25 protein-coding genes and 1 pseudogene are annotated in these 22781 nt (G+C 68.4%); 11 read left to right on the forward strand and 15 right to left on the reverse strand.

Annotated features, from left to right (window positions below):
* Nucleotides 1-15: 15 nt before the first annotated feature.
* From WT97_RS34465 to WT97_RS01300, 7 genes are all read right to left on the reverse strand, one after another.
* Entirely contained in the window at nt 16-156 is a 141-nt protein-coding gene (locus WT97_RS34465; RefSeq protein ID WP_175888605.1) for a hypothetical protein, read from the reverse strand.
* A 172-nt stretch (nt 157-328) separates the two neighbouring features.
* Nucleotides 329-913 (reverse strand): NTP transferase domain-containing protein, encoded by a 585-nt coding sequence (locus WT97_RS01270; protein ID WP_059793321.1) that lies wholly within the window; start codon nt 911-913, stop codon nt 329-331.
* Nucleotides 914-1328: 415 nt separating this feature from the next.
* Entirely contained in the window at nt 1329-1724 is a 396-nt protein-coding gene (locus tag WT97_RS01280) for a type II toxin-antitoxin system VapC family toxin (RefSeq protein ID WP_034206140.1), read from the reverse strand.
* The gene (locus tag WT97_RS01285; protein WP_034204466.1) at nt 1721-1960 is read right to left on the reverse strand and encodes a type II toxin-antitoxin system Phd/YefM family antitoxin; all 240 of its coding nucleotides are present in this window, start codon (nt 1958-1960) and stop codon (nt 1721-1723) included. The genes WT97_RS01280 and WT97_RS01285 overlap by 4 nt, the downstream gene beginning before the upstream one ends.
* Before the next feature lie 83 nt (nt 1961-2043).
* Nucleotides 2044-2727, reverse strand: coding sequence for a Fe2+-dependent dioxygenase (locus WT97_RS01290; RefSeq protein ID WP_059789135.1), 684 nt, complete (start codon nt 2725-2727; stop codon nt 2044-2046).
* Nucleotides 2724-3479, reverse strand: a complete 756-nt coding sequence (locus tag WT97_RS01295; RefSeq protein ID WP_060352664.1) for a tetratricopeptide repeat protein — start codon at nt 3477-3479, stop codon at nt 2724-2726. The genes WT97_RS01290 and WT97_RS01295 overlap by 4 nt, the downstream gene beginning before the upstream one ends.
* A gap of 3 nt (nt 3480-3482) precedes the next feature.
* Nucleotides 3483-5726: a TonB-dependent siderophore receptor gene (locus tag WT97_RS01300; RefSeq protein WP_060352665.1), complete on the reverse strand. Its 2244-nt coding sequence runs from the start codon at nt 5724-5726 to the stop codon at nt 3483-3485.
* 196 nt (nt 5727-5922) lie between these two features.
* Between WT97_RS01300 and WT97_RS35085 the strand changes: the two are divergent.
* Nucleotides 5923-6012: pseudogene (locus WT97_RS35085) on the forward strand (VapC toxin family PIN domain ribonuclease); the annotation flags it as partial.
* Between the two features lie 133 nt (nt 6013-6145).
* On the opposite strand, the gene WT97_RS01305 reads toward WT97_RS35085, so the two are convergent.
* Complete coding sequence (locus WT97_RS01305) at nt 6146-7441, reverse strand: aspartate carbamoyltransferase (RefSeq protein WP_059502668.1); 1296 nt, start codon at nt 7439-7441, stop codon at nt 6146-6148.
* Between the two features lie 226 nt (nt 7442-7667).
* On the opposite strand from WT97_RS01305, the gene WT97_RS01310 reads away from it, so the two are divergent.
* The gene (locus WT97_RS01310) at nt 7668-7802 is read left to right on the forward strand and encodes an entericidin A/B family lipoprotein (protein ID WP_034204471.1); all 135 of its coding nucleotides are present in this window, start codon (nt 7668-7670) and stop codon (nt 7800-7802) included.
* Nucleotides 7803-7896: 94 nt separating this feature from the next.
* On the opposite strand, the gene WT97_RS01315 is transcribed toward WT97_RS01310, so the two are convergent.
* From WT97_RS01315 to WT97_RS01325, 3 genes are all read right to left on the reverse strand, one after another.
* Nucleotides 7897-8445 (reverse strand): hypothetical protein, encoded by a 549-nt coding sequence (locus WT97_RS01315; protein ID WP_059502670.1) that lies wholly within the window; start codon nt 8443-8445, stop codon nt 7897-7899.
* A 199-nt stretch (nt 8446-8644) separates the two neighbouring features.
* Nucleotides 8645-9577 (reverse strand): DMT family transporter, encoded by a 933-nt coding sequence (locus tag WT97_RS01320; RefSeq protein ID WP_060352695.1) that lies wholly within the window; start codon nt 9575-9577, stop codon nt 8645-8647.
* Nucleotides 9578-9759: 182 nt separating this feature from the next.
* Nucleotides 9760-10554 (reverse strand): AraC family transcriptional regulator, encoded by a 795-nt coding sequence (locus tag WT97_RS01325; protein WP_059502672.1) that lies wholly within the window; start codon nt 10552-10554, stop codon nt 9760-9762.
* Between the two features lie 170 nt (nt 10555-10724).
* Between WT97_RS01325 and WT97_RS01330 the strand changes: the two genes are divergently transcribed.
* Nucleotides 10725-11558 carry a molybdenum cofactor biosynthesis F family protein gene (locus WT97_RS01330; protein WP_060352694.1) on the forward strand — a complete coding sequence of 278 codons (834 nt, stop codon included), beginning with the start codon at nt 10725-10727 and terminating at the stop codon, nt 11556-11558.
* The gene (locus WT97_RS01335) at nt 11555-12364 is read left to right on the forward strand and encodes an SDR family oxidoreductase (RefSeq protein ID WP_059789134.1); all 810 of its coding nucleotides are present in this window, start codon (nt 11555-11557) and stop codon (nt 12362-12364) included. Before WT97_RS01330 ends, WT97_RS01335 begins: the two co-directional genes overlap by 4 nt.
* A 93-nt stretch (nt 12365-12457) precedes the next feature.
* Here WT97_RS01335 and WT97_RS01340 read toward each other — a convergent pair whose 3' ends face one another.
* Nucleotides 12458-13135: a dihydrodipicolinate reductase C-terminal domain-containing protein gene (locus WT97_RS01340; RefSeq protein WP_060352666.1), complete on the reverse strand. Its 678-nt coding sequence runs from the start codon at nt 13133-13135 to the stop codon at nt 12458-12460.
* Between the two features lie 325 nt (nt 13136-13460).
* Here WT97_RS01340 and WT97_RS01345 point away from each other — a divergent pair, with 325 nt between their 5' ends.
* The 4 genes from WT97_RS01345 to creD all read left to right on the forward strand — a co-directional run bounded on the left by WT97_RS01345 (nt 13461) and on the right by creD (nt 17932).
* On the forward strand, nt 13461-14174 hold the full coding sequence (locus WT97_RS01345; protein ID WP_059502678.1) for an SDR family NAD(P)-dependent oxidoreductase: 714 nt from the start codon (nt 13461-13463) through the stop codon (nt 14172-14174).
* A gap of 75 nt (nt 14175-14249) precedes the next feature.
* Nucleotides 14250-14963, forward strand: coding sequence for a two-component system response regulator CreB (gene creB / locus WT97_RS01350; protein ID WP_059502679.1), 714 nt, complete (start codon nt 14250-14252; stop codon nt 14961-14963).
* Nucleotides 14964-14977: 14 nt separating this feature from the next.
* The gene (creC, locus tag WT97_RS01355) at nt 14978-16438 is read left to right on the forward strand and encodes a two-component system sensor histidine kinase CreC (protein WP_059502681.1); all 1461 of its coding nucleotides are present in this window, start codon (nt 14978-14980) and stop codon (nt 16436-16438) included.
* Nucleotides 16439-16543: 105 nt separating this feature from the next.
* Nucleotides 16544-17932, forward strand: a complete 1389-nt coding sequence (gene creD, locus WT97_RS01360; RefSeq protein ID WP_060352667.1) for a cell envelope integrity protein CreD — start codon at nt 16544-16546, stop codon at nt 17930-17932.
* 78 nt (nt 17933-18010) lie between these two features.
* Here the strand turns inward: creD and WT97_RS01365 are convergent, their stop codons facing one another.
* Complete coding sequence (locus WT97_RS01365) at nt 18011-18433, reverse strand: RidA family protein (protein WP_060352668.1); 423 nt, start codon at nt 18431-18433, stop codon at nt 18011-18013.
* Between the two features lie 161 nt (nt 18434-18594).
* On the opposite strand from WT97_RS01365, the gene WT97_RS01370 reads away from it, so the two are divergent.
* Nucleotides 18595-18792, forward strand: a complete 198-nt coding sequence (locus WT97_RS01370; protein ID WP_059502687.1) for an oxidoreductase-like domain-containing protein — start codon at nt 18595-18597, stop codon at nt 18790-18792.
* A 94-nt stretch (nt 18793-18886) separates the two neighbouring features.
* On the opposite strand, the gene WT97_RS01375 is transcribed toward WT97_RS01370, so the two are convergent.
* Nucleotides 18887-20344: an MFS transporter gene (locus WT97_RS01375; protein ID WP_060352669.1), complete on the reverse strand. Its 1458-nt coding sequence runs from the start codon at nt 20342-20344 to the stop codon at nt 18887-18889.
* 142 nt (nt 20345-20486) lie between these two features.
* Here WT97_RS01375 and WT97_RS01380 point away from each other — a divergent pair, with 142 nt between their 5' ends.
* Both WT97_RS01380 and WT97_RS01385 read left to right on the forward strand, forming a co-directional pair.
* On the forward strand, nt 20487-21359 hold the full coding sequence (locus WT97_RS01380; protein ID WP_060352696.1) for a LysR family transcriptional regulator: 873 nt from the start codon (nt 20487-20489) through the stop codon (nt 21357-21359).
* Between the two features lie 60 nt (nt 21360-21419).
* Complete coding sequence (locus WT97_RS01385) at nt 21420-21743, forward strand: hypothetical protein (RefSeq protein ID WP_059502692.1); 324 nt, start codon at nt 21420-21422, stop codon at nt 21741-21743.
* Between the two features lie 31 nt (nt 21744-21774).
* Here the strand turns inward: WT97_RS01385 and WT97_RS01390 are convergent, their stop codons facing one another.
* Nucleotides 21775-22683 (reverse strand): LysR family transcriptional regulator, encoded by a 909-nt coding sequence (locus WT97_RS01390; protein ID WP_059502694.1) that lies wholly within the window; start codon nt 22681-22683, stop codon nt 21775-21777.
* Nucleotides 22684-22781: the final 98 nt, after the last annotated feature.

A 22781-nucleotide genomic window follows, 5' to 3' on the forward strand; every position in this document is an offset into this window, starting at 1 on the left:
AAAGCGGCCGGCGCGCTAGACCGGATCCTTGCTCGGCGGTTCGTCCGGCTGCTGCGGGTTGTCGTGATGACCGGGCGGCGACGAGAACGGATCGTTTTCCGGATCGCGGTTCGGGTCGGCCGGTGGCTCGGGCGTCGGGGTCGTGTGATCGCTCATGGAGAACTCGCGCGGTGCGTGACGGCGGTGGCGCGGCGGACGCGCCTCGTCTCCGTTATAGCCAATCGGGCGCGGGTTTGCAGCGGGATTCTTGCGGCGGGTGGTCGATCGTCGCGGAAATCCGCCGATCGGCGGGGTTCGTGCGGGAACGTGCGGGCCTGCGCAATCGACGTCAGCGCAAATCCGCGGGTGTATCGACGTCGCGCAGGATGCCGGGGTCGTCGACGTCGAGCAGTGTCACCGGTGCACTGGCGAGCAGCGCGCGGGCGCCCGTGTCGCCGTCGAGGGCGGCGAGCGCATCGAAATGGTGCGCGGCGAAACCGACCGGATGGCCGCGCACGCCGCGATGCGCGGGCGCGACGATCGACGCGTGGTCGGCTTCGAGCGCGCGTGCGACCGTTTCGTAAGTGGACGCCGCGATCCATGGCATGTCGCCGAGCGCGACGAGCCAGCCGCTCGCGTCGGGCGTGGTGCGGACGCCGGCCGCGAGGCTCGCGCCCATGCCGCGCAACGCGTCGGGTGCATAAACGACCTGGCAGCCGGCTTCGTTCAGCAAAATCGCAAGCTTTTCGGCGCCGGGACGCACGACGGCGATCACGTCGGCGGTGGCGGCCGCGAGACGGCGGGCGGCGGCGACCGCCACCGGCGTGCCGTCGGGAAGCCGAGCGAGCAGCTTGCTGTGCAGGCCGCTCGGGTCGAAGCGTTGACCAAGGCCGCCGGCGAGCAGGACGCCGGTGGCGAGTGACGCATAGGACATCGGCGCGAGGGGAGTGAGGCAGGTGCTGCGATTGTGCGGGAGCACACGCGGATCGGCAAGTGAGGATGTTACCGGGTCACGCGTGTCGGATCGGGAAAACCGTCATCGCGACGATACGTCGAGCATGCGTTCGTCGACAGGACCGTAAATTGCGTGCGATTCGTTCTGCATGACGGCCCAATGACGATCGCCGAACGAGAGATCGACGAACCGTTCGTGCGACTCCCGCAGGGCGATCGACCGGACGGCGGCATCGGAGAGCGGTATCACGGTAGCGGGCCAATGGCACGAGGACGGTTGCGGGCCACGCACCGATATCGAGAGGGGCGGCCGCGGTCGTTTGGTCAGACGAATCGCCAATATGCTGGAGTCTGGCGGAAGGTGCGCCGCGGTTCGACCCGCGGGCGGGCAACGCTCACCAGAGCGTCTTGACGTGCGCGTACGCGCGGATTTTTTCGTCGCGGGTGACGAGCGGCGCGCCGAGCCGCCGCGCGGTCGCGACGATCATGCGATCGGCCGGATCCTTGTGGAACGTGCCGGGTAGATCGGTGGATTTCGCGGCGATGTCGGCATCGACCGGCACGAAGCGCATGCCGTCGATCTGCGCGACGGTGGCGAGCCATGCGTCGACATCCATCGTCAGTGCGAGGCGGTCGTTGCGCACCAGCATCGCAATTTCCCACGCGGAGATGGCGGATGCGGCGAGCGCGCCTTCGCTCCGTGCACGATCGATCGCGCTTCGCGCCTTCCTGCTGAGCGCCGGGTCGCCCGCTACCCACCACACCAATGCATGTGTATCCAGCACGATCACCGCGACGCCTCCCAATCATCTTCCGCAATCGGATCGAGAGGATTGTCGTAGCGCATGACCGAACCGCGCAATATGTCCAACGGTTGAGTTTCGCGCGAGCGATACGGCCGGATCTCGAGCGTCGGTTTGCCGTGGTCGGTGACGATCAGGCTCTCGCCCGACGCCTCGACGAGCCGGAAGTATTCGAGTGCGCGAGCCTTGAATTCGGATTTCGATACGGGAGCGTGCGGCATCATGATATGAGCATGGTCATTTGACGATGGTCATTTTAGACCTGCTTTTCGACGCGGCGCAAGCGCCGGGGCGTGACCGGCTCGCGCTACGCGTCCGCCCACTTCCTCAACAGGTTGTGATAAATCCCGGTCAATGAAATGACCACCGGATCCTTCGCCCCTTTTTCGGCGGAAAGCGCCTGAATCTGCGTATCGAGCTGAAACAGCAGCGTGCGGTCGCCATCGTCGCGCACCATGCTCTGGATCCAGAAGAACGACGCGACGCGTTCACCTCGCGTCACCGGCGTCACGTGATGCAGGCTCGACGCCGGATACAGCACGAGATCGCCCGCCGGCAGCTTCGCGCGATGCACGCCGTACGTGTCTTCCACGCACAGCTCGCCGCCGTCGTACGCTTCGGGCTCCTCGAGAAACAGCGTCGCCGACAGGTCGCTGCGCACGCGGAAATCCGTGCCGCGCAGCAGCCGGATCGCGTTGTCCACGTGCGTGCCGAACGCTTCGCCGCCTTCATAGCGATTGAACAGCGGCGGAAACACCTTGAGCGGCAGCGCCGCCGAAAAGAACAGCGGATGGCGCGCGAGCGCGTCCTGGATCGCGTCGCCCACCGCGCGCGCGGCCGGCGAGCCTTCCGGCAATTGCCGGTTGCGTTTCGCGAGCGCCGACTGCGCGCCGGACGTCGCGTTGCCGTCGACCCATTCGGCGGCATCGAGCAGGTCGCGGCATTGCGCGACTTGCGCTCGAGTCAGTACGCCGGGGATATGAAGCATCATGATGTGGATTCCATTTCGTGCGGCGCCAGTTGCATGGCCGCCGCACGAAAAGCGTCGACCGGCGACGAAACGAGATACGCACGCATCTTCGCGATGAACGCGGGTGTCGCGGTGGCCGGCACGCGCGCGAGCCAGACGAGCGCTTCGTCGACGCGCCCGCGCTCGGCGAGCAGCCGCGCATAGTTGAACTGGCCGCGGAAGTCGCCGGCAACGGCGGCGCGGCGATAGTGGTCGAACGCGGCGTCGGTGTCGACGGGTACGACCCAGCCGTCCTCGTAGAAGCCGCCGATCAGGTTGATCGATTTCGCATGGCCGAGCGCGGCCGCGCGGCGGAACCAGTCGAGCGCGTCGGCGCGGTTCTCGTCGACGCCGTTGCCGAGCGCAAGGGCAGTCGCGTAGTTGTACATGCCCCAGTCGAGGCCCGCGTGCGCGGCGAGCCGGTACCAGTACACGGCGACCGGCGCGCACGCGGCCGTGCCCCAGCCGAACTCGTAGCAGCGCCCGAGCATGTTCATCGCCATCGGGTGGCCGGCTCGCGCCGCGTGCCGGAACCAGCTGAATGCGGCGGCCGGATCGCGTGCGACGCCGTGCCCGTCGAGCAGGTATTGCCCGTAGACGGCCTGCGCGTCGACGATGCCGTGGTCGGCCGCTGCCGCGACCCACGCGGCGGCGCGCTCGGGCGGACCGGCCAGGATGTCGGCGAACGCGCGCGGCGATACCGACGCGAGCGCCTTCATCGATACGGCTTGCATCGATCAGTAGCGCGCGTTCAGCGTGACGAACGCCGAGCGGCCCGGGGCGATCGACGCATAGTGCGCCGGATACGCCTGATCGAAGTAGGTGCGGTTGAACAGGTTGTTCACGTTCAGTTGCAGGTCGAGCTTCTTGTTGATCCGGTACTGCGCCATCGCGTCGAAGCGCCAGTACGACGGCACGGCGCGCAGGTTCGCGGGATCGCCGAACACTTCCGACATGTAGAACGCGCCGCCGCCGACCGTGAACTTCGGCGTGACGTCGTAGTTCGACCACATCGTGAGGCTGTGCTTCGGCGTGTTCGGGAAGCGGTTGCCGTTGTTCGCGGCGTCCTTGCCGTTGTCGCGCAGCGCGCTCTTCATGTACGTATAGCCGCCGAACACCTGCCACTGCTTCGTGATCTGGCCGGCGAGGCCGAGCTCGAGGCCCTGCACGCGCTTGTTGCCGACCATCGCGTACTGATTGTTCGGCAGCGTCACGCGTGCGTTCGTCGTATCGATCTGGAACAGCGCGGCCGTCAGCGACAGCTTGTCGTTCAGCACGTTCCACTTCGTGCCGAACTCGATACTGCGGTTCTTCTCGGGCGCCATCTGGTCGGCGTTCGGCCCGACGCCGCCGCGGCCCGGCGTGAGCGACTGCGTTTCGCTGCCTTCGCCGAGCAGCATGCCGGCGGGCGTCGACGACGTCGCATACGACGCGTAGATACTGCCGTTCCGCGCCGGCTTGAATACGAGGCCGGCCTGCCAGTTGAACAGCGTGTCGTCGCGCGTATAGGTCTTGCCGCCGTTGGCCTTGGTATCGGTGAAGCGGGTCGAGTAGTCGTCGACGCGTACGCCGGCGTTCACCTGCCAGCGCGGCGTGAGCTCGATCGTGTCGAAGCCGTAGATCGACTTCGTCGTCGTGCGCGCATGCGCGTAGTCGTTGTTGCGCGTGATCGAACCGGCCCACGGGTCGTTCGGATTCGGCGACCAGAGGCTCGTGCAGTTGTAGCCCGACGGCGCGCCGATGCCTTTCTGGCAGATCGTGCCCTTGTCGGTCGCGACCGTGTACGAATCGCGCTTGCCCCATTCGCGCGACAGCTCGATACCCGTCGTGAAGCTGTGCTTGAACGGGCCGGTACGGAATTCGCCGAACAGTTCGGTCAGGTTCGCGAGGCTGTTGATCGAGCTGTTGCGGTTGTTGTTGCGGCGCCAGACCTTGCCGTTCACCACGTTGCCCTGGCTGTCGTCCGGCTGCGTCCAGATGTAGTCCTGCGTCGATTCCGTGTAGCGCGTGGTGTTGCGCACCGTGAGGTTCGGCGTGATGTCGTGCTCGATCTTGATCGTGCTGATGTCCGACGTGGTCTTGCGGAAGTCGCGGTCGACCAGGCCGTAGAAGTTGTGGCGATCGACCGGCGCCGGATAGATCGTGCCGACGTTCGCGGGCTTGTTCGACGTCGTGTAGAAGTACGGGATCCCGCCGTCGGGCATGTCGTCCGTCTGCAGGTGGTAGTAGCTCGCGGTCACGCGCGTCGGCGTGCCGAGGCCGAACGCGATCGACGGCGCGACACCCCAGCGCTCGTTGTTGACGGCGTCGCGGCCGGCGACGTCGTTGTTGTGGCTCATCAGATTCAGGCGGAACGCGGCGTGATCGGCGAACTGCCAGTTGCCGTCGGCGGTGAAGCGGCGATAGCGGTCGGTGCCGAGGCCCGCGCTCGCGGCGGCCGTCGTGCCGAGATGCGGGGCCTTCGTGATCAGGTTGATGCTGCCGCCGGCGCCGCCGCGGCCGCCGTATGCGCCATCGGAACCCTTGGTGATCTCGACGCGCTCGGTGTTGAAGATCTCGCGCGTGGTGGCGCCCGTGTCGCGCATGCCGTCGACGAACATGCTGCCCTGCGTGTCGTAGCCGCGGATGAACGGACGGTCGCCGAGCGGGTTGCCGCCTTCGCCGGCGCCGAACGTGATGCCCGGCACCGTGCGCAGCGCTTCGGTCAGCGTTGCCGCGCCGCTGCTCTGGATCAGTTCCTGCGGGATCACGGTGACGGATTTCGGCGTGTCGACGAGCGGCGCGGTGAATTTCGCGGAAGCGGAAAAGTCGGCCTTGTAGCTGTGCTCGGTCTTGCCCTGGATCTCGATCGGCGCGAGGTGGCTTTCGGTGCTGGCGGGCGCCGCGGGCGGCGTGCCGTCGGCAAACGCGGGGCTCGCGGCGAGCACGCTGCACAGGGTGGTGAATTTACCGAGCTTCAGCTCGTCGGGACGGGACTTCATGGTGCGCTTCGACCTCGCGGTATGGCCCCGGCACTGCGGAAATGTGCATGCCGCCGGGAATTATTACGATTTGTTTTCAGGCGGCATTCTATGTAATTTTTGTTTGAATGAGAAGCGTTCTTGTTAGCGTTTGTAAGGGAATGGTTGACGAATGTTGCGGAGGGATGGCGGCGGTTGGCCGGCGGGAAACGACCGATCAGCCCACGCGAACGGCCCGATCGTCGCCACGCGAGACGTCGCGCCGTTCGCCGCGGCGGGGCTTCGAGCGATCGATCCGTGGGTGCGGCAGCGTCCGGTTGCAGCCTCCATAAATCGCGCCGAAATGAAAAACGCGCCGTGCAATGCGGCGCGTGTCGAATCGGGCAAGCGTGCCCGCTGCCCCAGGCAATGGCAGGCGGGCACGACACTCCGGTGCGGCGTCAGTCGATTCCGTGAAACACCGCATCCTCCGGCCCGAGGTATGCCGGCGGGCGCCACGTCGCGTCGCGCATCGAATGCTGGACGAGATTCTCGACGCCGAGCAATACCGCGAAGATCGCCATTCGCACCGGAATGCCGTTGTCGGTCTGCCGGAAGATCGCGAGACGCGGGTCGCGGTTCAGGTCGACCGACAGGTCGTTCGCGCCCGGCCGGCTGTCGCGCGGCAGCGGGTGCATGATCAGCGTGTCGGGCTTGCACACCGAGTCGACGAGCGCCTGGTTGATCTGGAAATCCGGCGTGTAGCCTTCGAACGACTCGTCGGTGAAGCGCTCCTTCTGGATCCGCGTCGCATAGACGACATCCGCGCCGCGCAGGCCGGCCGCGAGGTCGGTCGTCTGCTCGACCACATGGCCATTCGTCGAGATCTGGTCGACGATGTACGCCGGCATTTCGAGTGTCGGCGGCGACACGAGCGTGAACTTCAGCCCGCGGTACAGCGCGAGCAACTTGACGAGCGAGTGCACGGTGCGGCCGTACTTCAGGTCGCCGACCAGCGCGATGTGCGCGCCGTCGACGATCTTGCCGAGCCGCGAAAACTCGCGCTGGATCGTATAGAGGTCGAGCAGCGCCTGGCTCGGGTGCTCGCCGGGGCCGTCGCCGCCGTTGATCACCGGCAGGTTGGTCGCACGCGCGAATTCGGCCACCGAGCCTTTTTCCGGATGGCGGATCACGAGCGCGTCGACGTAGCCGGCCATCACGCGGCTCGTGTCGTAGATCGATTCGCCCTTGGCCATCGACGAGAACGTGAAGCCCGTCGTATCGCACACCGAGCCGCCGAGCCGGCAGAAGGCCGCGCCGAACGACACGCGCGTGCGCGTGCTGGCTTCGAAGAACAGGTTGCCGAGCACGGCGCCTTCGAGCACGCGCGAAATCTTGTGGCGTCGCGCGATGGGCTGCATGACATCGGCCACGCGGAACAGCGCCTCGACCGAATCCCGCGAGAACTGGTCGACCGAGATCAATTGCGGCTTGCCTTCGAACAGGAATTGCTTCGCGAGCCCTTGTTTGTCTACGCTTTGCGTATAGTTCTCGCCGTCGGGCGCCGAGCGTTCGACGATTTCCGACACGAAACGCTCGACGATCTCCGGCATGCCGCGCGATTCCTGCGAATCGTCCGGAAGCAGCCAGGTATCCAGTGCGCGCCGGCTGACGCCGATGCGATTCGCGAATGCCTCGCGGGTCATGTTGAGGCGGCGCATCGCGTCGCGGAGGAAGGCTTGCTGGGGAACGGTCATCGGCGGCTCCTGGCGGAAAATATACGCGATGCGTATATTAGTTGGTGCCGCGATGAAGTCAAGAAAAATCTGCGAGCGCGCGGGGTGTGGCGCGCAGGACACTCGGCGAGGCCGCACCGGCGCGCGTCTCCGTATAATCAGGTCAGGCCCCGTGCCGGCAGCGTGCCGGGCGCCATGCCACAAACGATTCGCCCGGTCGGGCTTGTTGATTCGAAGGAGAATGAGAATGACGCGTACGATTGCTGCAATGCTGCTGGTGGTGACCGCCGCGCTCGCCGGTTGCAACACGGTCGCAGGCATGGGCCAGGACATTTCGAAGGGTGGCCAGGCGATCAGCGATTCGGCTGAAAAGGCGAAGTAAGCCGATCGGTTCCGGAATGCAGAAGGCGCCGGGCCTTTCCGCGATGGCGGGAAGGCCCGGCGCCTTTTTTGCGCCCGACGCGACGTCGGTGGCGTCAGGCGCGTTCCACGAACGCGTAGCGGCCTTCGACCTTGCGCGGCGTGAACCAGCCGTAGTCGGGGAACAGCCGGTTGCGGACGAACCACACGTAACCGACGAGCACGACCGTGATCGCGAGGCTCGGCAGCGCGGACGCCGGATCGCGCCCGAGATCGGCAACGGTCTTCGGCATCTGCAGCAGCGACAGCAGGATGAACGCGTGATACGCGCCGACACGATGGGTCGCAAATCCCCAGATGAACAGCAACGACAGCGGCACGGTCAACGCAAGGAAGACGGTGACGAGCACGCCGCCGGCGCCGGACGCGAAGAAGTAGTACGCAAGCATCAGGCTGATGACCAACTGGGCGACGCCGAGGCCGATCAGGATCCGGATGTGCACCTTGTTCTTGCGGCAGCGTTCGGGATCCGGGCGCGACGCGATCAGGTGCGCGAGCACGCGATCCTTGAGCCCCTGTCCGGACAGTTCGGCCAGCGCGTCGGCCTTCCTCGTTCCCGCGGATAGCAGAACCGCGATTCTTGTTTTGGCTTCCTTCCTGTTCATTGCGTGGGGATTGTCGTTCGAGGGTTGTCAAAGGGGCGGGCCACGCGAATATTGCATCTTGCGCAGTCGCGCGCAACGGTTTTGCGGTGCGCGGACACATTCCTACAGCGCCGGTTACGTCGCGGAAAGGCGGGAATCGGCGGGCGATGCGACGGAAGGAGGCCGCCGCCGTTTCCGCGGGACGCGCGATGAACGCGAGTCAGTCGGTGGCGGTCTGCGCTGCGAGCGTCCCGCGTGATTCGACGGACGGCCTGCGCCGTCGCGTCGCGCCGACGAGCATGCCGGCGACGACGAGCGCGATGCCGGCGACACGCGTGCCGGTCAGCGTTTCGCCGAACAGCGCGACCGCGAACAGCACGGCCGAAACCGGCGCGACCGCCGTGAACAGGGCCGCCTCGGTGCCGCTCGTGCGCGCCGAGCCCGCATACCAGCACAGGTAGCCGAGCACGGTCGGAATCAACGCGTAGTACGCGATCGCCGACACGGCGCCGACGGTCCAGCCGCTCGCCAGCGCATGCCATTCGAACGCGGCCGGCACGAGTGCGAGCACGAAGCCGAGGCCCGACATCGCGGTGGAAAGCGCGAGCGGCGGCAACGGCGCGGCGAGCCGCCGGTTGAGCAGGATGAAGACCGCTTCGCATGCGACGGCCGCCAGCACCAGCGCATCGCCGGCAAGTGTCTGGAGCGACGGCATCGCGTGGCCCGGCGCGAACGTGACGAACAGCACGCCGGCCGTGGCGAGCGCGGCGGCCAGCCAGTCGCGCGGCGTCTGCCGCTCGCGCAGCACGACGGCCGCGATCAGCGTCGACATGGCCGGCAGCGTGCCGAGCATCACGCCCGCATCGAGCGGCGACGACAGCTTCGTGCCGCTGATCAGCAGCACCGTATAGCCGACGCCGCCCGCCGCGGCCTGGATCACGAGCAGCACGGCGTCGCGTGCGCAAATGCGCGGCCAGCGCAAGCGCTGCGCGTGCATCAGCGCGAACAGCAGCGGGGTCGCGATCAGGAAGCGCAGCGCGGTGGCCGCGAACGGCGGCAGGCCGCCGGCCGCGAGACGGCTCGCGACGACGGTGCTGCCGACGCCCGCCATCGCGGCGGCGAGATAGAGATAGCCGATCAGTCGTGTCTTCATGTGCCGCATCGTCGCGCCCCGCGCAGGGTGCGTCTTGAACGAAATTGCAGCACGGAGAGGTGTCGATGCGGTGTGCCGTCGATGTGGACGGGCGCAATGGGGGCGCGGCTGCCGTCGACGCGGCAATCGCCTGCGAATGCAGTGCGCCCGGCGGCCTCGAACTGCGCGGGCGATAGCGTGGCTCAACCCGCCTGCATGAACCGCCCCGGCGTGATCCCGAACTGGCGCGCGAACGCGCGCGTCAGGTGGCTCTGATCGGCGAAGCCGGCCTCGGCTGCGGCATCGGCGATCGGCAGGCCGCCGGCCAGCAGCGCACGCGCGAGCCGCGTGCGCTGCTGAACCAGGTATGCATGTGGCGTAATGCCGAGCTCGCGCGCGAAGCCGCGCAACAGCTGGAAGCGGCTGACGCCGCTCAGGTCGGCCAGCTCGGCGAGCGACACGGGTGCGCCCGGCGCTGCGTCGAGCCGTTCGCGGGCGACGCGGACCGCCGGCGCGACGCCCGCCGCCGGCAGCGTGCGGTTGGCGTGCCGGGCGAGCAAACCGGCGACGAGCATCACGAGCGCTTCGTCGCGGGCCAGCGGCTGGGTTTCGCCTGCGACGATGCGCGCATGCAGCCGGCCGACCGCGGCCGCGAGCCGCGCGTCGCGCACGGCCGGGTGCGCGAGCTCGACGCCGCCGAGGCCTTCTTCCGCCGCGACGCCCGCGACCAGCGCAGGGGCGAGGTACAGCATCCGCCAGCGCCGGCCGGTGCCGGCCTCGAGCGGCAAGCCGTCGTGCATCTCGCCGGGGTTGACCATGATCGCGTCGCCGGCCAGCGCGTCGACTTGCCCGCGGCCGCTCCACGACCGGTGCGCACCGCTGACGATCACGCCGACCCCGAATTCGTCGTGCGCGTGGCGCGGAAACGCGCGATCGGATTCGAGGCTGATTGCCTCGATGCCTTCGTCGCTGCGTCGGTAATGGATGACACGGTGCATGTGCGCTCCTCGCGCCGGTCGCGGCGCGGATCACGTGCACTTTAGCGCGTTCCGGCGCCGCGCGCCCTTCATCCTTTTGGCGGATACCGCGCGGCGCGCGCAGCCCGCACCATGTGCGCATGAGCAGCGTACACGGCCCGCCGGGCCTGAAGCTGCGCGGGAGACGGCAGGTGGAACGACAGGACCCGGTATTCATTCAGGTGGGCGCGCTCGCGGACGGCTTCGCGCCGGAAGCGAACGTCCTCGCACCCGTCGACGCGCTCGTCGGGCGGACGCTGGTGCTCGGCGACGCATCGGGCGTGTGGCGCGTCCATACGTTCGAGCCGGGCGCGCTGCAATGGCGCGATGCGGCGACCGATACCGGCGGCCGCGCACCGTGCCGCGTGACGCGGCTGCGCGACGGCCTGTACTTCGTCGACTACATCGATGCCACCGCACGCGCGACATCGGTGAGCCTCGTGATCGATCTCGACGCCGGCGTGTGGACGTCGGTCGTCGGTACGCTGCCCACGGAAGCCGACACGCGCATCGATGCGTTTACGCGCGTCGCGCGCGGGCTGCCGCTGACGGCCGTCGATGCGCAATTCCGGCACGGCACGCTCGCCGGCCACACCCGGCCGGGGCCGCTGCATGCGGCCACGCGCGAGCTGATCGGCAAGCGGACGATGTACCGCTACAGCCCGACCGAATGCTACGAGCACATCTACCTGAACGAGAATTTCTACGCGTGGCAGTGCCTGCAGGGTGTCGAAGGCGGGCTGGCCGACGTCGACCGCTGTCATTACTTCAGGATCGCGGACGAGCTGTATCTGTTCGTGTGGCGCGAAAAGGTGGTGCCGACGCTCGGCGTCGTGCTGATCGATCTCGCGCAGCGCAAGACCGACGGCAAGATCTTCGGCTATCAGGGCGGCGATTTCGGCACGCTGTCGAATTTCCCGATCGGCGCTTACGCGCAGGTACTGAACGAAACCGTGCACCCGCTCGGCGGCGAGGGGCAGCGATGACAGCCATGCTGGGCAGCGGCCGCGTGCGTGCGGACTTCAGCGGGCGCGTCGTGCTCGTCACGGGCGCCGCGCAAGGAATCGGCGCGGCGATCGCCCGCCGTTTCGCGGAATCCGACGCGTTCGTCGCGCTCGCCGATCTGAACGGCGACGCGGCAGGCGCGCAGGCCGACGCCCTGGTCAGCGCGGGCGGCGACGCACGCGCGTATCGGGTCGATGCCGCGAGTCGGGACGAGCTGGGTGCGCTCGTTGCGGCAGTCGAGCGCGACGGCGGCCGGCTCGATGTCGTCGTCCACAATGCCGCGTATTTTCCGTTGACGCCGTTCGCGCGGATCGACGAACCGACGCTCGAGCGCACGCTGTCGGTCAACCTGTCGGCGCTGTTCTGGCTCGCGCAGGCCGCGTTGCCGGCGTTCGAGCGCGCGGGGGCCGGGCGGCTGCTCGTCACGTCGTCGGTGACGGGGCCGCGCGTCGCCTATCCGGGGCTTGCGCATTACGCGGCGTCGAAGGCCGGCGTGAACGGTTTCATTCGGGCGGCGGCACTGGAGCTGGCGCGCCGCAACGTGACGGTCAACGGCGTCGAACCGGGGATGATCCGCACGCCGGCGGCCGGCAATCTCGGCGATGCGTCGGTCGCGGCGCAAATCGCGCGCGACATTCCGCTGGCACGGATGGGCGAGCCGGAGGACGTCGCGAACGCGATGCTGTTTCTCGCATCGGCCGACGCGGCGTACATCACCGGGCAGACGATCGTCGTGGACGGCGGGGCGACCTTGCCGGAGAGCGGGGCGGTGCTGGGGGACGGGTAGCGGTGGGCCAGCGAGGGCGGCGGTTGTGGCGAGGCCGTGCCGGCATGGGCGTGCGGCCCGCGCGATGCGCGGCCGTGCCCGCCGCCGCCGCGACTACAGCCAGCCGTTGCGGATGAATTCGACGATCGAATAGCGACGTCGCTCGAGATCGTGTTGCCGGACGGCCTCGACGATGCGCGATACGCCGTCCGCATAGGGCGTCGCACCGGATACGCGCGATTCGAACTGCAGGCTGCATGCGCCGTCGTCGATGCGTATCCGGTGAACCGCGTGGCGGCCGAGCTGATCGTCGGGAATGCCGAATTCGCTGCGCTGCACGGCCGGGTCGCGCACGGAGCGGATGGCTGCCGGCTGCACGCCAAGTGCCTGGGCGATGCCGACGGCCGTGCCGGGCACGGACGTCTTGCCGGCCTGATGCGATTCGGTCACGCTGATTGCGCAGTCGCGAAACAGGTGGCCGCTGGTTTCCAGCATGCTCATGAACTTGAGCATCAGGATGTTCGTGTTCGGACACAGCACGACCGGAAAGCCGTACGTTCCGGTTTCGAGGTCGGAGCCGGTCGACAACTCGACGAGCGGCGACGCGGTGGCCTGGCAGAACGCGATCGCCGCGGCGAGTTCGCGGCCGGAGCCGGCATGGACGACGATCGACCGGGCGTCGGTTCGCGTGCCGTCCGACCACGGCATCACGCGGCAGGTGGCCGGGTCGAGCTTGTGCGAGCCGAGCAGCTCGTGGGCGAGCTTGCCGGTTCCGATGACGAGTACTTGCATGGGATTGACGGGTTGAGGTTCGGGATGCGGGTCGGCGGCGACACGGGCCGCCGGGCCGGGCGGCCCGGCTGCCGTGCCGCGCGCCGCGCGTGGCGGGCATCGCGCATTATGCCCGGCCGTCCGGCTGCGCGCTCGTCGGGCTTCGCCGGCGGTGCATGGACTGGATCCGTCTCGCGATGCCGCCGCCGCGCCGGCGCCCGACAATCACGGCGAAACGACGGGCGAACCGCATCTCCGCACCCTCGTCGCCGTGCGCACGAACGCGTGAACGGCGCTACGCTGTCGGCATTTCATCCAATCACCCTCGATCCAGGAGAACACATCGATGGAACACGACCTGAAAGGCAAGGCAGTCGCGATCACCGGCGGCTTCGGTCATCTGGGCGTCGCGACGGCCGCGTGGCTCGGCGAGCGCGGCGCACGCGTCGCGCTGATCGGCCGCGGCGCGGCCCCGGCGGCGCAGGCGCTGCCCGGCGTGCCGGCCGATGCGCTGCGCATCGGCGGCATCGATCTCGTCGATCCGCAGGCCGCCGCGCAGGCGCTCGAAACGGTCAACCGCGAATTCGGCCGGGTCGACGCGCTGCTGAACATCGCCGGCGCATTCGCGTGGCAGACGATCGCCGACGGCGACGCCGCCACGTGGGACCGCATGTACGAACTGAACGTGAAGACGGCGCTGAACGCGTCGAAGGCCGCGCTGCCGTACCTGGTGGCGAGCCGGGCCGGCCGCATCGTCAACATCGGCGCGGGCGCGGCATTCAAGGCCGGCGCGGGGATGGGCGCGTATGCGGCCGCGAAGGCGGGTGTCGCGCGGCTCACCGAGGCGCTGGCGGCGGAACTGCTCGATCGCGGCGTGACCGTGAACGCGCTGCTGCCGAGCATCATCGACACGCCGCCGAACCGCAAGGACATGCCCGACGCCGACTTCTCGCGCTGGGTGCGGCCGGAACAGCTCGCGGCGACGATCGGATTCCTGCTGTCGGACGACGCGCAGGCGATCACCGGTGCGTCGATTCCGGTGAGCGGGCGCGTCGCATAGCGCGCCGGGCAAGGGCTCGCCGGGGCCGCCGTGCGTACAATGTCGCACCGGATTGCGCGACCCGAACCCGAGACCATGACTCAGCCCACCATCCTGATCGTCGAAGACGAACAGGCGATCGCGGACACGATCGTCTACGCCCTCGGCACCGACGGCATGCAGACCGTCCACTGCACGCTCGGGCAGGCGGCGCTCGACCGCCTGCGCGACACGCGTGTCGATCTCGTGGTGCTCGACGTCGGCCTGCCGGACCTCAGCGGCTTCGAGGTATGCCGGCGGCTGCGCACGTTCACCGATATTCCGGTGATTTTCCTGACCGCGCGGCACGACGAGATCGACCGCATCGTCGGGCTCGAGATCGGCGCCGACGATTACGTCGTCAAGCCGTTTTCGCCGCGCGAGCTGGCCGCGCGGGTGCGCGTGATCCTGCGCCGCTTCCATCGGGCGGCCACGCCGGAACCGGCGCCCGCATCCGCGCCGGCGGACGCGTCTGCACCGGTCGCCCCCGGCTTCGCGCTCGACGCCGACGGTGCACGCGTGTCGTGGCTCGGCCACGCGCTGGACCTCACGCGCTACGAATTCGGGCTGCTGGCGCTGCTGGTCCGGCATCCGGGGCGCATCTATTCGCGCGAACAACTAATGGATCTCGTGTGGCACGAGGCGCTCGATTCGACCGATCGCACGGTCGACACGCACATCAAGACGCTGCGCGCGAAGCTGCGTGCGATCGATCCCGAGCGCGACCCGATCCGCACGCACCGCGGAATGGGTTATTCGCTGCAACCGTAACGACCGGCACCGCCATGCATATCGGCCTGCGCATCTTCTTCGGCTTTTTCCTGATCGTCGGTCTGGCCGCGCTGATCACGCTGCGCGTGTTCGTGCAGGAGGTGAAGCCCGGCGTGCGCGAAGCGATGGAGGACACGCTCGTCGATACCGCGCAGGTGCTGGCGACGCTGGCCGCCGACGACATGGCGAACGGGCATATCGCCGACGGCGCGTTCGCGCGGCAGCTCGGGAAACTGCATGAGCGCCCGGTCAGCGCGAACGTGTGGGGCATCCAGAAGAACGCGATCGGCTACCGTCTCTACATCACCGACGCGCACGGCATCGTGCGCTACGACTCGGCCGGCAGCGCGGTCGGGCAGGACTATTCGCGCTGGAACGACGTGTACCGGACGCTGCGCGGCGAATACGGCGCACGCAGCACGCGCAGCGATCCGAACGACGACGGCAGCACCGTGATGCACGTGGCGGCGCCGATCCGGCGCGGCAACGAGATCATCGGCGTGCTGACGATCGCGAAGCCGAACCAGACGGTCGCGCCGTTCATCGCGCGCAGCCAGCGCAAGATCATGCTGTACGGCGCGTTGCTGATGGGCGGCGCGATCCTGATCGGCGCCGCGTGCACGTGGTGGCTGGTGCTCGGGTTGCGGCGCCTGCAGCGCTATGCGCGCGCGATCGCGGCCGGCGAGCGCGCGTCGATGCCGCTGCAGGGCGCGAACGAGCTGGCCGAGCTCGGACGCGCGGTGGAAAGCATGCATCAGCGGCTGGAAGACCGGCAGTACGTCGAAACCTACATCCATACGCTCACGCACGAGATGAAAAGCCCGCTGGCCGCGATCAGCGGCGCGGCCGAGCTGCTGCAGGAAGACATGCCGGTCGCGAACCGCCGGCGTTTCACCGAGAACATCCGCCGTCAGGCCGGCCGCCTCGAACAGATGATCCGCAAGCTGCTCGCGCTGGCCGAGGTCGAGCAGAAGCAGCGCCTGTCGGTGCACGAGCCGGTCGCGCTGCGGCCGGTGCTCGAACAGCTCGTCGACGATATCGAGCCGCGCGCGCGGCAGCGCGGCGTGAGCCTGCACATCGATGCGAACGATGCGGCCGACGGGGGCGGTGCGGCGGTCGTCGACGGCGATCCGTTCCTGCTGCGGCAGGCGCTCGGCAACCTGCTCGACAACGCGCTGGATTTCGCGCCGCAGGGCAGCACGATCCGGATCGCGCTCGAGCGGCGGCCGGCGGGCAGGGCGCACGTCGCGGTCGTGCGCGTTGCGGACGACGGCCCCGGTGTGCCCGACTATGCGCTGTCGCGCGTGTTCGAACGTTTCTATTCGCTGCCGCGCCCCGACGGGCAGGATCGCAGCACGGGCCTCGGGCTGTGTTTCGTGCGCGAAGTCGCGATGCTGCACCGTGGCCAGGTCGCGCTCGCGAACCGGGCGGAAGGCGGCGCATGTGCGACGCTCACGTTGCCGTCGGCGGGCTGACCGCGCGCTTCACACCCGCCACACATTCACTTCACGCCGGCTTCAATCGCCCTTCACCGGGGCCGCTCATGCTGACCGTACCTTCCACTCCGGTACCTGCCAGCAATGAATCGAGTCCTGTTGTTCAAGTCCATGATCACCGCGCTTCTCGCGCTGGCGATCCTGATCCCGCTGCAGATGGTCCAGAGCATCGTGCGGGAACGCGCCGACTATCGGCAAAGCGCGCTGCAGAGCATCTGGGCGAGCTACGCGGGGCCGCAGACGGTGACGGGGCCGGTGCTCGTCGTCCGTTACACGGAAGTCACGCGCGTGAGCGAAGACGTACGCGCCGGCGGCAAGGCGAAAACCACCCTGAAAAGCGAGGCGAAGCGGCTGCTCGTGTTCCCGAAGACGCTGAAGGTCGACGGCACGCTGTCGGTCAGCGTGCGCTATCGCGGCATTCACAAGGCGCTCGTGTACGGGCTCGACAGCCGGATGACGGGCACGCTGCCGCTGCCGGACCTGAAGAAGCTGCCGCAAGCCGACGGCCACGTGAGCTTCAAGGTCGACGACGCCTATGTCGCGCTCGGCATCGGTGACCTTCGCGGGCTGAAGGCGCAGCCCGATCTGCGCATCGGCGGCAAGCGGATCGACGTGGAGCAGGGTACGCGGCTCGACGGCTTGCGCCAGGGCGTGCATGCGAACGTCGATCTCGCGGCGCTGGCGGACGCAAACGCCGGGGCGACGGTCGTGCCGTTCAGCATCGGCCTGCCGCTCGCGGGCGCGGAATCGGTCGCGTTCGCGCCGGTGGGCGACCAGAACGACTTTTCGCTGAAATCGACGTGGCCGCATCCGAGCTTCGGCGGCGAATTCCTGCCGGCGGAGCGCACGATCGATGCGCGCGGCTTCGTCAGTAACTGGCACGTGACGTCGTTCAACACGAAGGCGCGCGAGCAGGTGGCGTCCGGCAACGGCGACGGCGGGATCGAGATGGCGTCGGTATCGGTGATCGAACCCGTGAACGTCTATCTGCAGGCCGAACGCGCGACGAAATACGGTGCGCTGTTCGTGATGCTCACGTTCGCGAGCTTCTTCATGTACGAGCTCGTGAAGCGGCTGCGCATTCACCCGATCCAGTACACGCTGGTCGGCCTGTCGCTCGCGCTGTTCTTCCTGCTGTTGCTGAGCCTGTCCGAGCACATTGCGTTCGGCTATGCGTATCTCGCGGCGAGCGGCGCATGCATCGGGCTGCTCGGTTTCTATCTGTCGTTCGTGCTGCACAGCGTGAAGCGCGGCGCGACGTTCACCGCGCTGCTGGCGATGCTGTACGCGGCGCTCTACGGGCTGCTGCTGTCGGAGGACAATGCGCTGATGCTCGGTTCGCTGCTGCTGTTCGCGATTCTCGCCGGCATCATGACGCTCACGCGCCGCGTCGACTGGTATTCGCTCGGCGCCGCGTGGCAGCCGCTGGCCGACAAGCCGGCGGCGCTGAAGCCGGGCGCGCCCGCGAAGTAGGCTAGCGGGGTGCAAGCAAGCGCGCGCCGGTCGGCAAAGCCTCGACCGGCGCGCGTTTTCACGCGGGCCCGATGCTCTTCACGCATGCGACAGCGGACGACGAAACCGCGCCAGCGGAATCTCGGCGATGGCCGCGATCTCGATCAGCAGGTCGGGATGGTAGAGCCGCTCGACCTGAACGGTCGTCGTCACCGGATAGGGTTCGGCGAAGTAGGTGTTGCGGATGTCGCCCGCCTGCATGAATGCGTCGATGTCGGTGGCGTAATGGACGAGCGAGATCACGTCGCGCATTTGCCCGCCCAGTGCGGCCAGCACGTCGCGGATGTTCTCGAGCGTCTGGCGAACCTGGGCGCGCATGTCGCCGGCACCGACGACCTGCCCGTCGCGGTCGAGCGCGATCTGTCCCTTCAGATGCACGATCCGGCCGTCGCCCTGGATCACGGCCATCGAGAACGCGCCGAACGGCGCCCAGACTTCCGGTGGATTCACGGCTTCGGCCATCGCGCAGCTCCTGTGGGACGGAACGGGGCGACCGCAGCGGCGTGCCGCACCCGGCGATCGCGCCATGGCGGACGCGTTCATCGTCGATCCGCCCGGCCCGCCGAACGCGGCGGCGGCCCGGATCGCCCTATACTGACCACTCCACATTACCGGAACACGCCGTGCCGAACCAAGTTTCCGGAGATTCGTCCGTCGACGATCCCCGTCCGACCCCACCCGTGCAACCCGAACTGGAAGACTGCTGCAACAGCGGCTGCTCGCCGTGCGTCTTCGACCTGTATGACGAAGCGCTCGCACGCTATCGCGTCGAGCTGGCCGAATGGGAGGCGCGGCACGCGCAGCGCGAGCCTCACCGATGAACCGGAGGCCGGCGAGGTGCCGCGCCGCACCTGTCTCGCGCCTGTTGTCCGGTCCGCGTCGGGCTGACGATGCCGTTTCGTCGCGTGCTCCGTGTCACGCATCCGCATGCAGCCGCCGATGCAGCGGCCCCAGCGCCATCGACAGCGCAATGCAGACCAGCAACACGACCGTCAGCGTGAACATCGACGCCCTGAACCCCTGCACGTAATCGAGTGCGGCCGGATGCATGCCGAGCCGCGCGAAGAACACGCCGCCGATCGTCGCGGCGCCGACCGCCGCGCCGATCTGCAGCATCGCGCTGACCATTCCCGACGCGACACCGGCGCGGGCCGCATCGACTTCCGCGAGCACGATCCGCACGACCGACGGCAGCACGAGCCCTTGCCCGATGCCGATCGCCGCGATGCCCGCATAGAAGCCGGGCCCCGGCGCGCCGTCGCGGGCGAGCGCGGCGGCGCTCGCGACGCCGGCCGCGAGCATCGCGAAGCCGAGCGTGAGCACGCGATATCCGCCGAAGCGGGCGACGAGGCGCGGCATCAGCAGCGGGCTCGCGAGGAAGCCGAGCCCGAGCGGCAGGATCGCGAACCCGGACGCGAGCGGCGACCAGTTCAGGCAGCCCTGCAGATAGATCCCGTAGCTCAGGAAGAACGCGCTCAGCATGTAGAACAGGAACGCGAGCAGCAGCCCGAGCGCGACGACCGGGTTGCGGAACAGGCGCACGTCGAGCAGCGGATCGTGGCCGCGCGCGAGCCGGCGCGCTTCGACCGTCAGCAGCGCGCCGAGCATCGGCAGCGCGCCGACGCCGCACGCGATCATCCACAGCGGCCAGCCGGCTTCGCGACCGTGCGTGAGCGGGTACACGAGCATCAGCAGGAACAGCGACATCAGCACCGTGCCCGGCACGTCGATGCGCTGGCCGCGCGGCGCGCGGTTTTCCGGGATGAAGCGCCAACTGCCGATCAACGCCAGGATGCCGATCGGCAGATTGACGAGGAAGATCGCGCGCCAGCCGAGCCCGAACGGATGCAGGCTGATCAGTGCGCCGCCGCCGAGCTGGCCGATCACGGCCGCGAGGCCGAACGCGAACCCGTAGAAGCCCATCACGCGCACCTGCTCCTGCGGGCTGAACACGCTGCGGATCGTCGCGAGCACCTGCGGCGCGAGGATCGCGGCGAACAGGCCCTGCAGCACGCGGCCGCCGACGAGCACCGTGCCGTTGCCGGCGAGCCCGCACAGCGTCGACGCGAACACGAAGCCGGCCATGCCGATCATGAACATGCGTTTGCGTCCGTACAGGTCGCCGAGACGCCCGCCGGTGATCTGGACGACCGCGTTCGCGCACGCATAGGCCGATACGACGAGTTGCAACTCGGCCTGGCGTGCGCCGATGCCGTCGCGAATGGCCGGGAGCGCGAGGTTCACGATGAAGTAGTCGAGCGGCGGCAGAATGGCGCCGACCAGCAAGACCACGAGCGCCCAGCCGTGGTGACTGCGTGGCGTCGCGGCAGCCGCGCCGGCAGGCGCGCAGGAAGCAAGGGTGTTGTTCGTCATGAAGGATCCGAAAAATTAGGGGCCTGATGGGTGATGGGGCCAGGCAGGCCGTTGCCCCATTATTCTGGGCATCGCCAATGGTTCGGAAAAGCGGGAAAGAGTGGTAGCATCCATCGGGTTAATCGATGGATGAGGAATGACGATGCGCGGTTTCGATCTGGATCAGTTGCGCACTTTCGCGGCGGTCGCGGATGCCGGCAGCCTCACGGCAGCCGCGCCGTTGCTGCACCTGTCGCAATCGACGGTCAGCGAGCAGGTGCGCAAGCTCGAATCGCGCGCCGGCGTGCCGCTGTTCGTGCGCAGCAAGCGCGGCGTCGAGCCGACGCCGGCCGGCTCGCGGCTGCTGCAGCACGCGCGCCGCATCGTCGCGTTGAACGAGGCGGCGTTCGACGAGTTGCGCGGGCAGGCGATCAAGGGCGAACTGCGCGTCGCGATCACCGACTATTACCGCACGAACGAAGTGGCGGGCATGCTGGCGCGGCTGCGCGAGTGCTACCCGCAGTTGAGCCTGCACGTGAGCGCGATGAAGAGCGCGGATATCGAGGCGGCGCACGCGCGCGGGCAGATCGACCTCGGCGTCGTGATGAACATGTCGAGCGGGCCGTTCCGGCCGGCGTCGGCCGACACGCGCTGGGTGCTGCGGCGCGAGCCGCTGTCGTGGGTCGCGTCGCCCGCGCTCGCCGAACAGTTGCCCGAACCGCTGCCGCTGGTGCTGCTGCCGGACGACTGCATGATGCATCAGGTCGCGGTGCGCTCGCTCGACGAACGGCACACGCCGTACGCGCTCGTGCACAGCGCGTCGGGTGTCGCGGGCTTGCAGTCGATGCTCGCGGCGGGGCTCGGGGTCGGCTGCCTGTGCGCGTCGGCGATCGGCGACGGCCTGATGCGGCTCGGCACGAAATACCGGCTGCCGCCTTTGCCCGACGCGGTGTTTTCGCTGACGCCGCCGTTGCCGGGCGAGCGCGAGACCGTCACCCAGGCGCGCGAGGTGCTGTCGCGTCAGCTGCTGATGTAACACCATGCCGCGCGTCGCGCGGCGGCGCGTCACCGACGGGCGCGCCAGGGGGCTACGGGCATGAACGACGACGAACTGAAGAACCAGATGGCCGCGAAGCTGGAGCATGCGCTGGAGCGCGTGGTCGACGAGCGCTCGCTGGTCCACTTCCTGCGGGTGCTCTGCCATGACTGGCGCACGGAGCGGCAGCTCGAGGCCGATGCGCCGCTGTCGCCGTATGCCCACGCGGCGCTCGGCTGGGAAAACCGTTCGATCGGCGAATACCTGGAAGCGATGATCGACTGGGCCGAGGCGTCGGAGGAGGGGTTGGGCTGCTATGCCATGCCCGACAACCCGTGGCGGCGCATCGCCGACATCCTGTTCGCCGGGAAAACCCACGAATGACGCGGCTCGCGCGATTCACGCACGCCGCTTTCTACTCGGCGACTTCATCGTCCGCGTCCGCATACGCACGCAACCCGTTGGCCAGTGCATCGAACACGGCCCGGCAGCGCGGGCTCGTCCGCAGGTCTTCGTGCATCACGACCCAGGTTTCCAGCCGCATCGCGGGCCCGTCCGGCAGCACGCGCACGAGCCGCGCGTCGCGTTTCGCGAGCGCCGTCTGGCAGAAGCCGATCCCGTAGCCGGCGCGGATCATCGCAAGCTGTGCGAGGTTGCTGTCGGTGCGCAGCGCGAACGCGTCGCGCTTCCACATCGGCATGCCGCGCCCCGCGGAGCGGATGAACGGCGTGACCGTATCGAAGCCGATCAGCGCGTGATGCGCGAGCGCGTCGATCGTCGCGGGCGCGCCGTGGTGCGCCAGGTAATCGTCGCGCGCATACAGCCCGACCTCGATTTCGCCGACGCGCCGCGCGACGAGCGCATCCTGCGCGGGCGGCGCCATCCGGACCGCGATATCGGCCTCGCGCTTCAGCACGTCCTGGATGCGGTCGGTCGGCACCAGTTCGATCACGAGCCCCGGATGGTCGCGCCGCAATTGCGCGAGCATCGGCGGCAGCACCTCGACGGCGATCACGTCGCTGGCCGAAATCCGCACGATGCCGCGCACGCCGGCGCCGTGGCTGGCCGCCGCACGCTCGAACGCGGCCGCCGCGCTGCGCAGCGCCTCCGCATGGCCGCGCAGCGCGAGCGCGGCCTCGGTCGGCAGCAGGCCAGACGGCGAGCGCGTGAACAGCGTCTGGCCGAACGCCGCTTCGAGCGCCGCGACATGGCGGCCGGCCGTCGGCTGCGTGATGCCGAGCGCGCGCGCCGCGCCGGACAGCGAGCCTTCCGTCAGCACCGCGAGGAAGGTGCGGTAGCGTTCCCAGTTCAGATCGGTGGTCATGCATAAATGTATAGCCGATCTGTCGGGTTAGGCAATTCCTTGATAGCCGGCTGCGCGCCAGAATGCGTGTCGTGATGGTTTCATTCAAGGGGAGCGGC

Source organism: Burkholderia sp. MSMB1459WGS (assembly GCF_001534535.1).
In the GTDB taxonomy this organism is placed as follows: Bacteria; Pseudomonadota; Gammaproteobacteria; order Burkholderiales; family Burkholderiaceae; genus Burkholderia.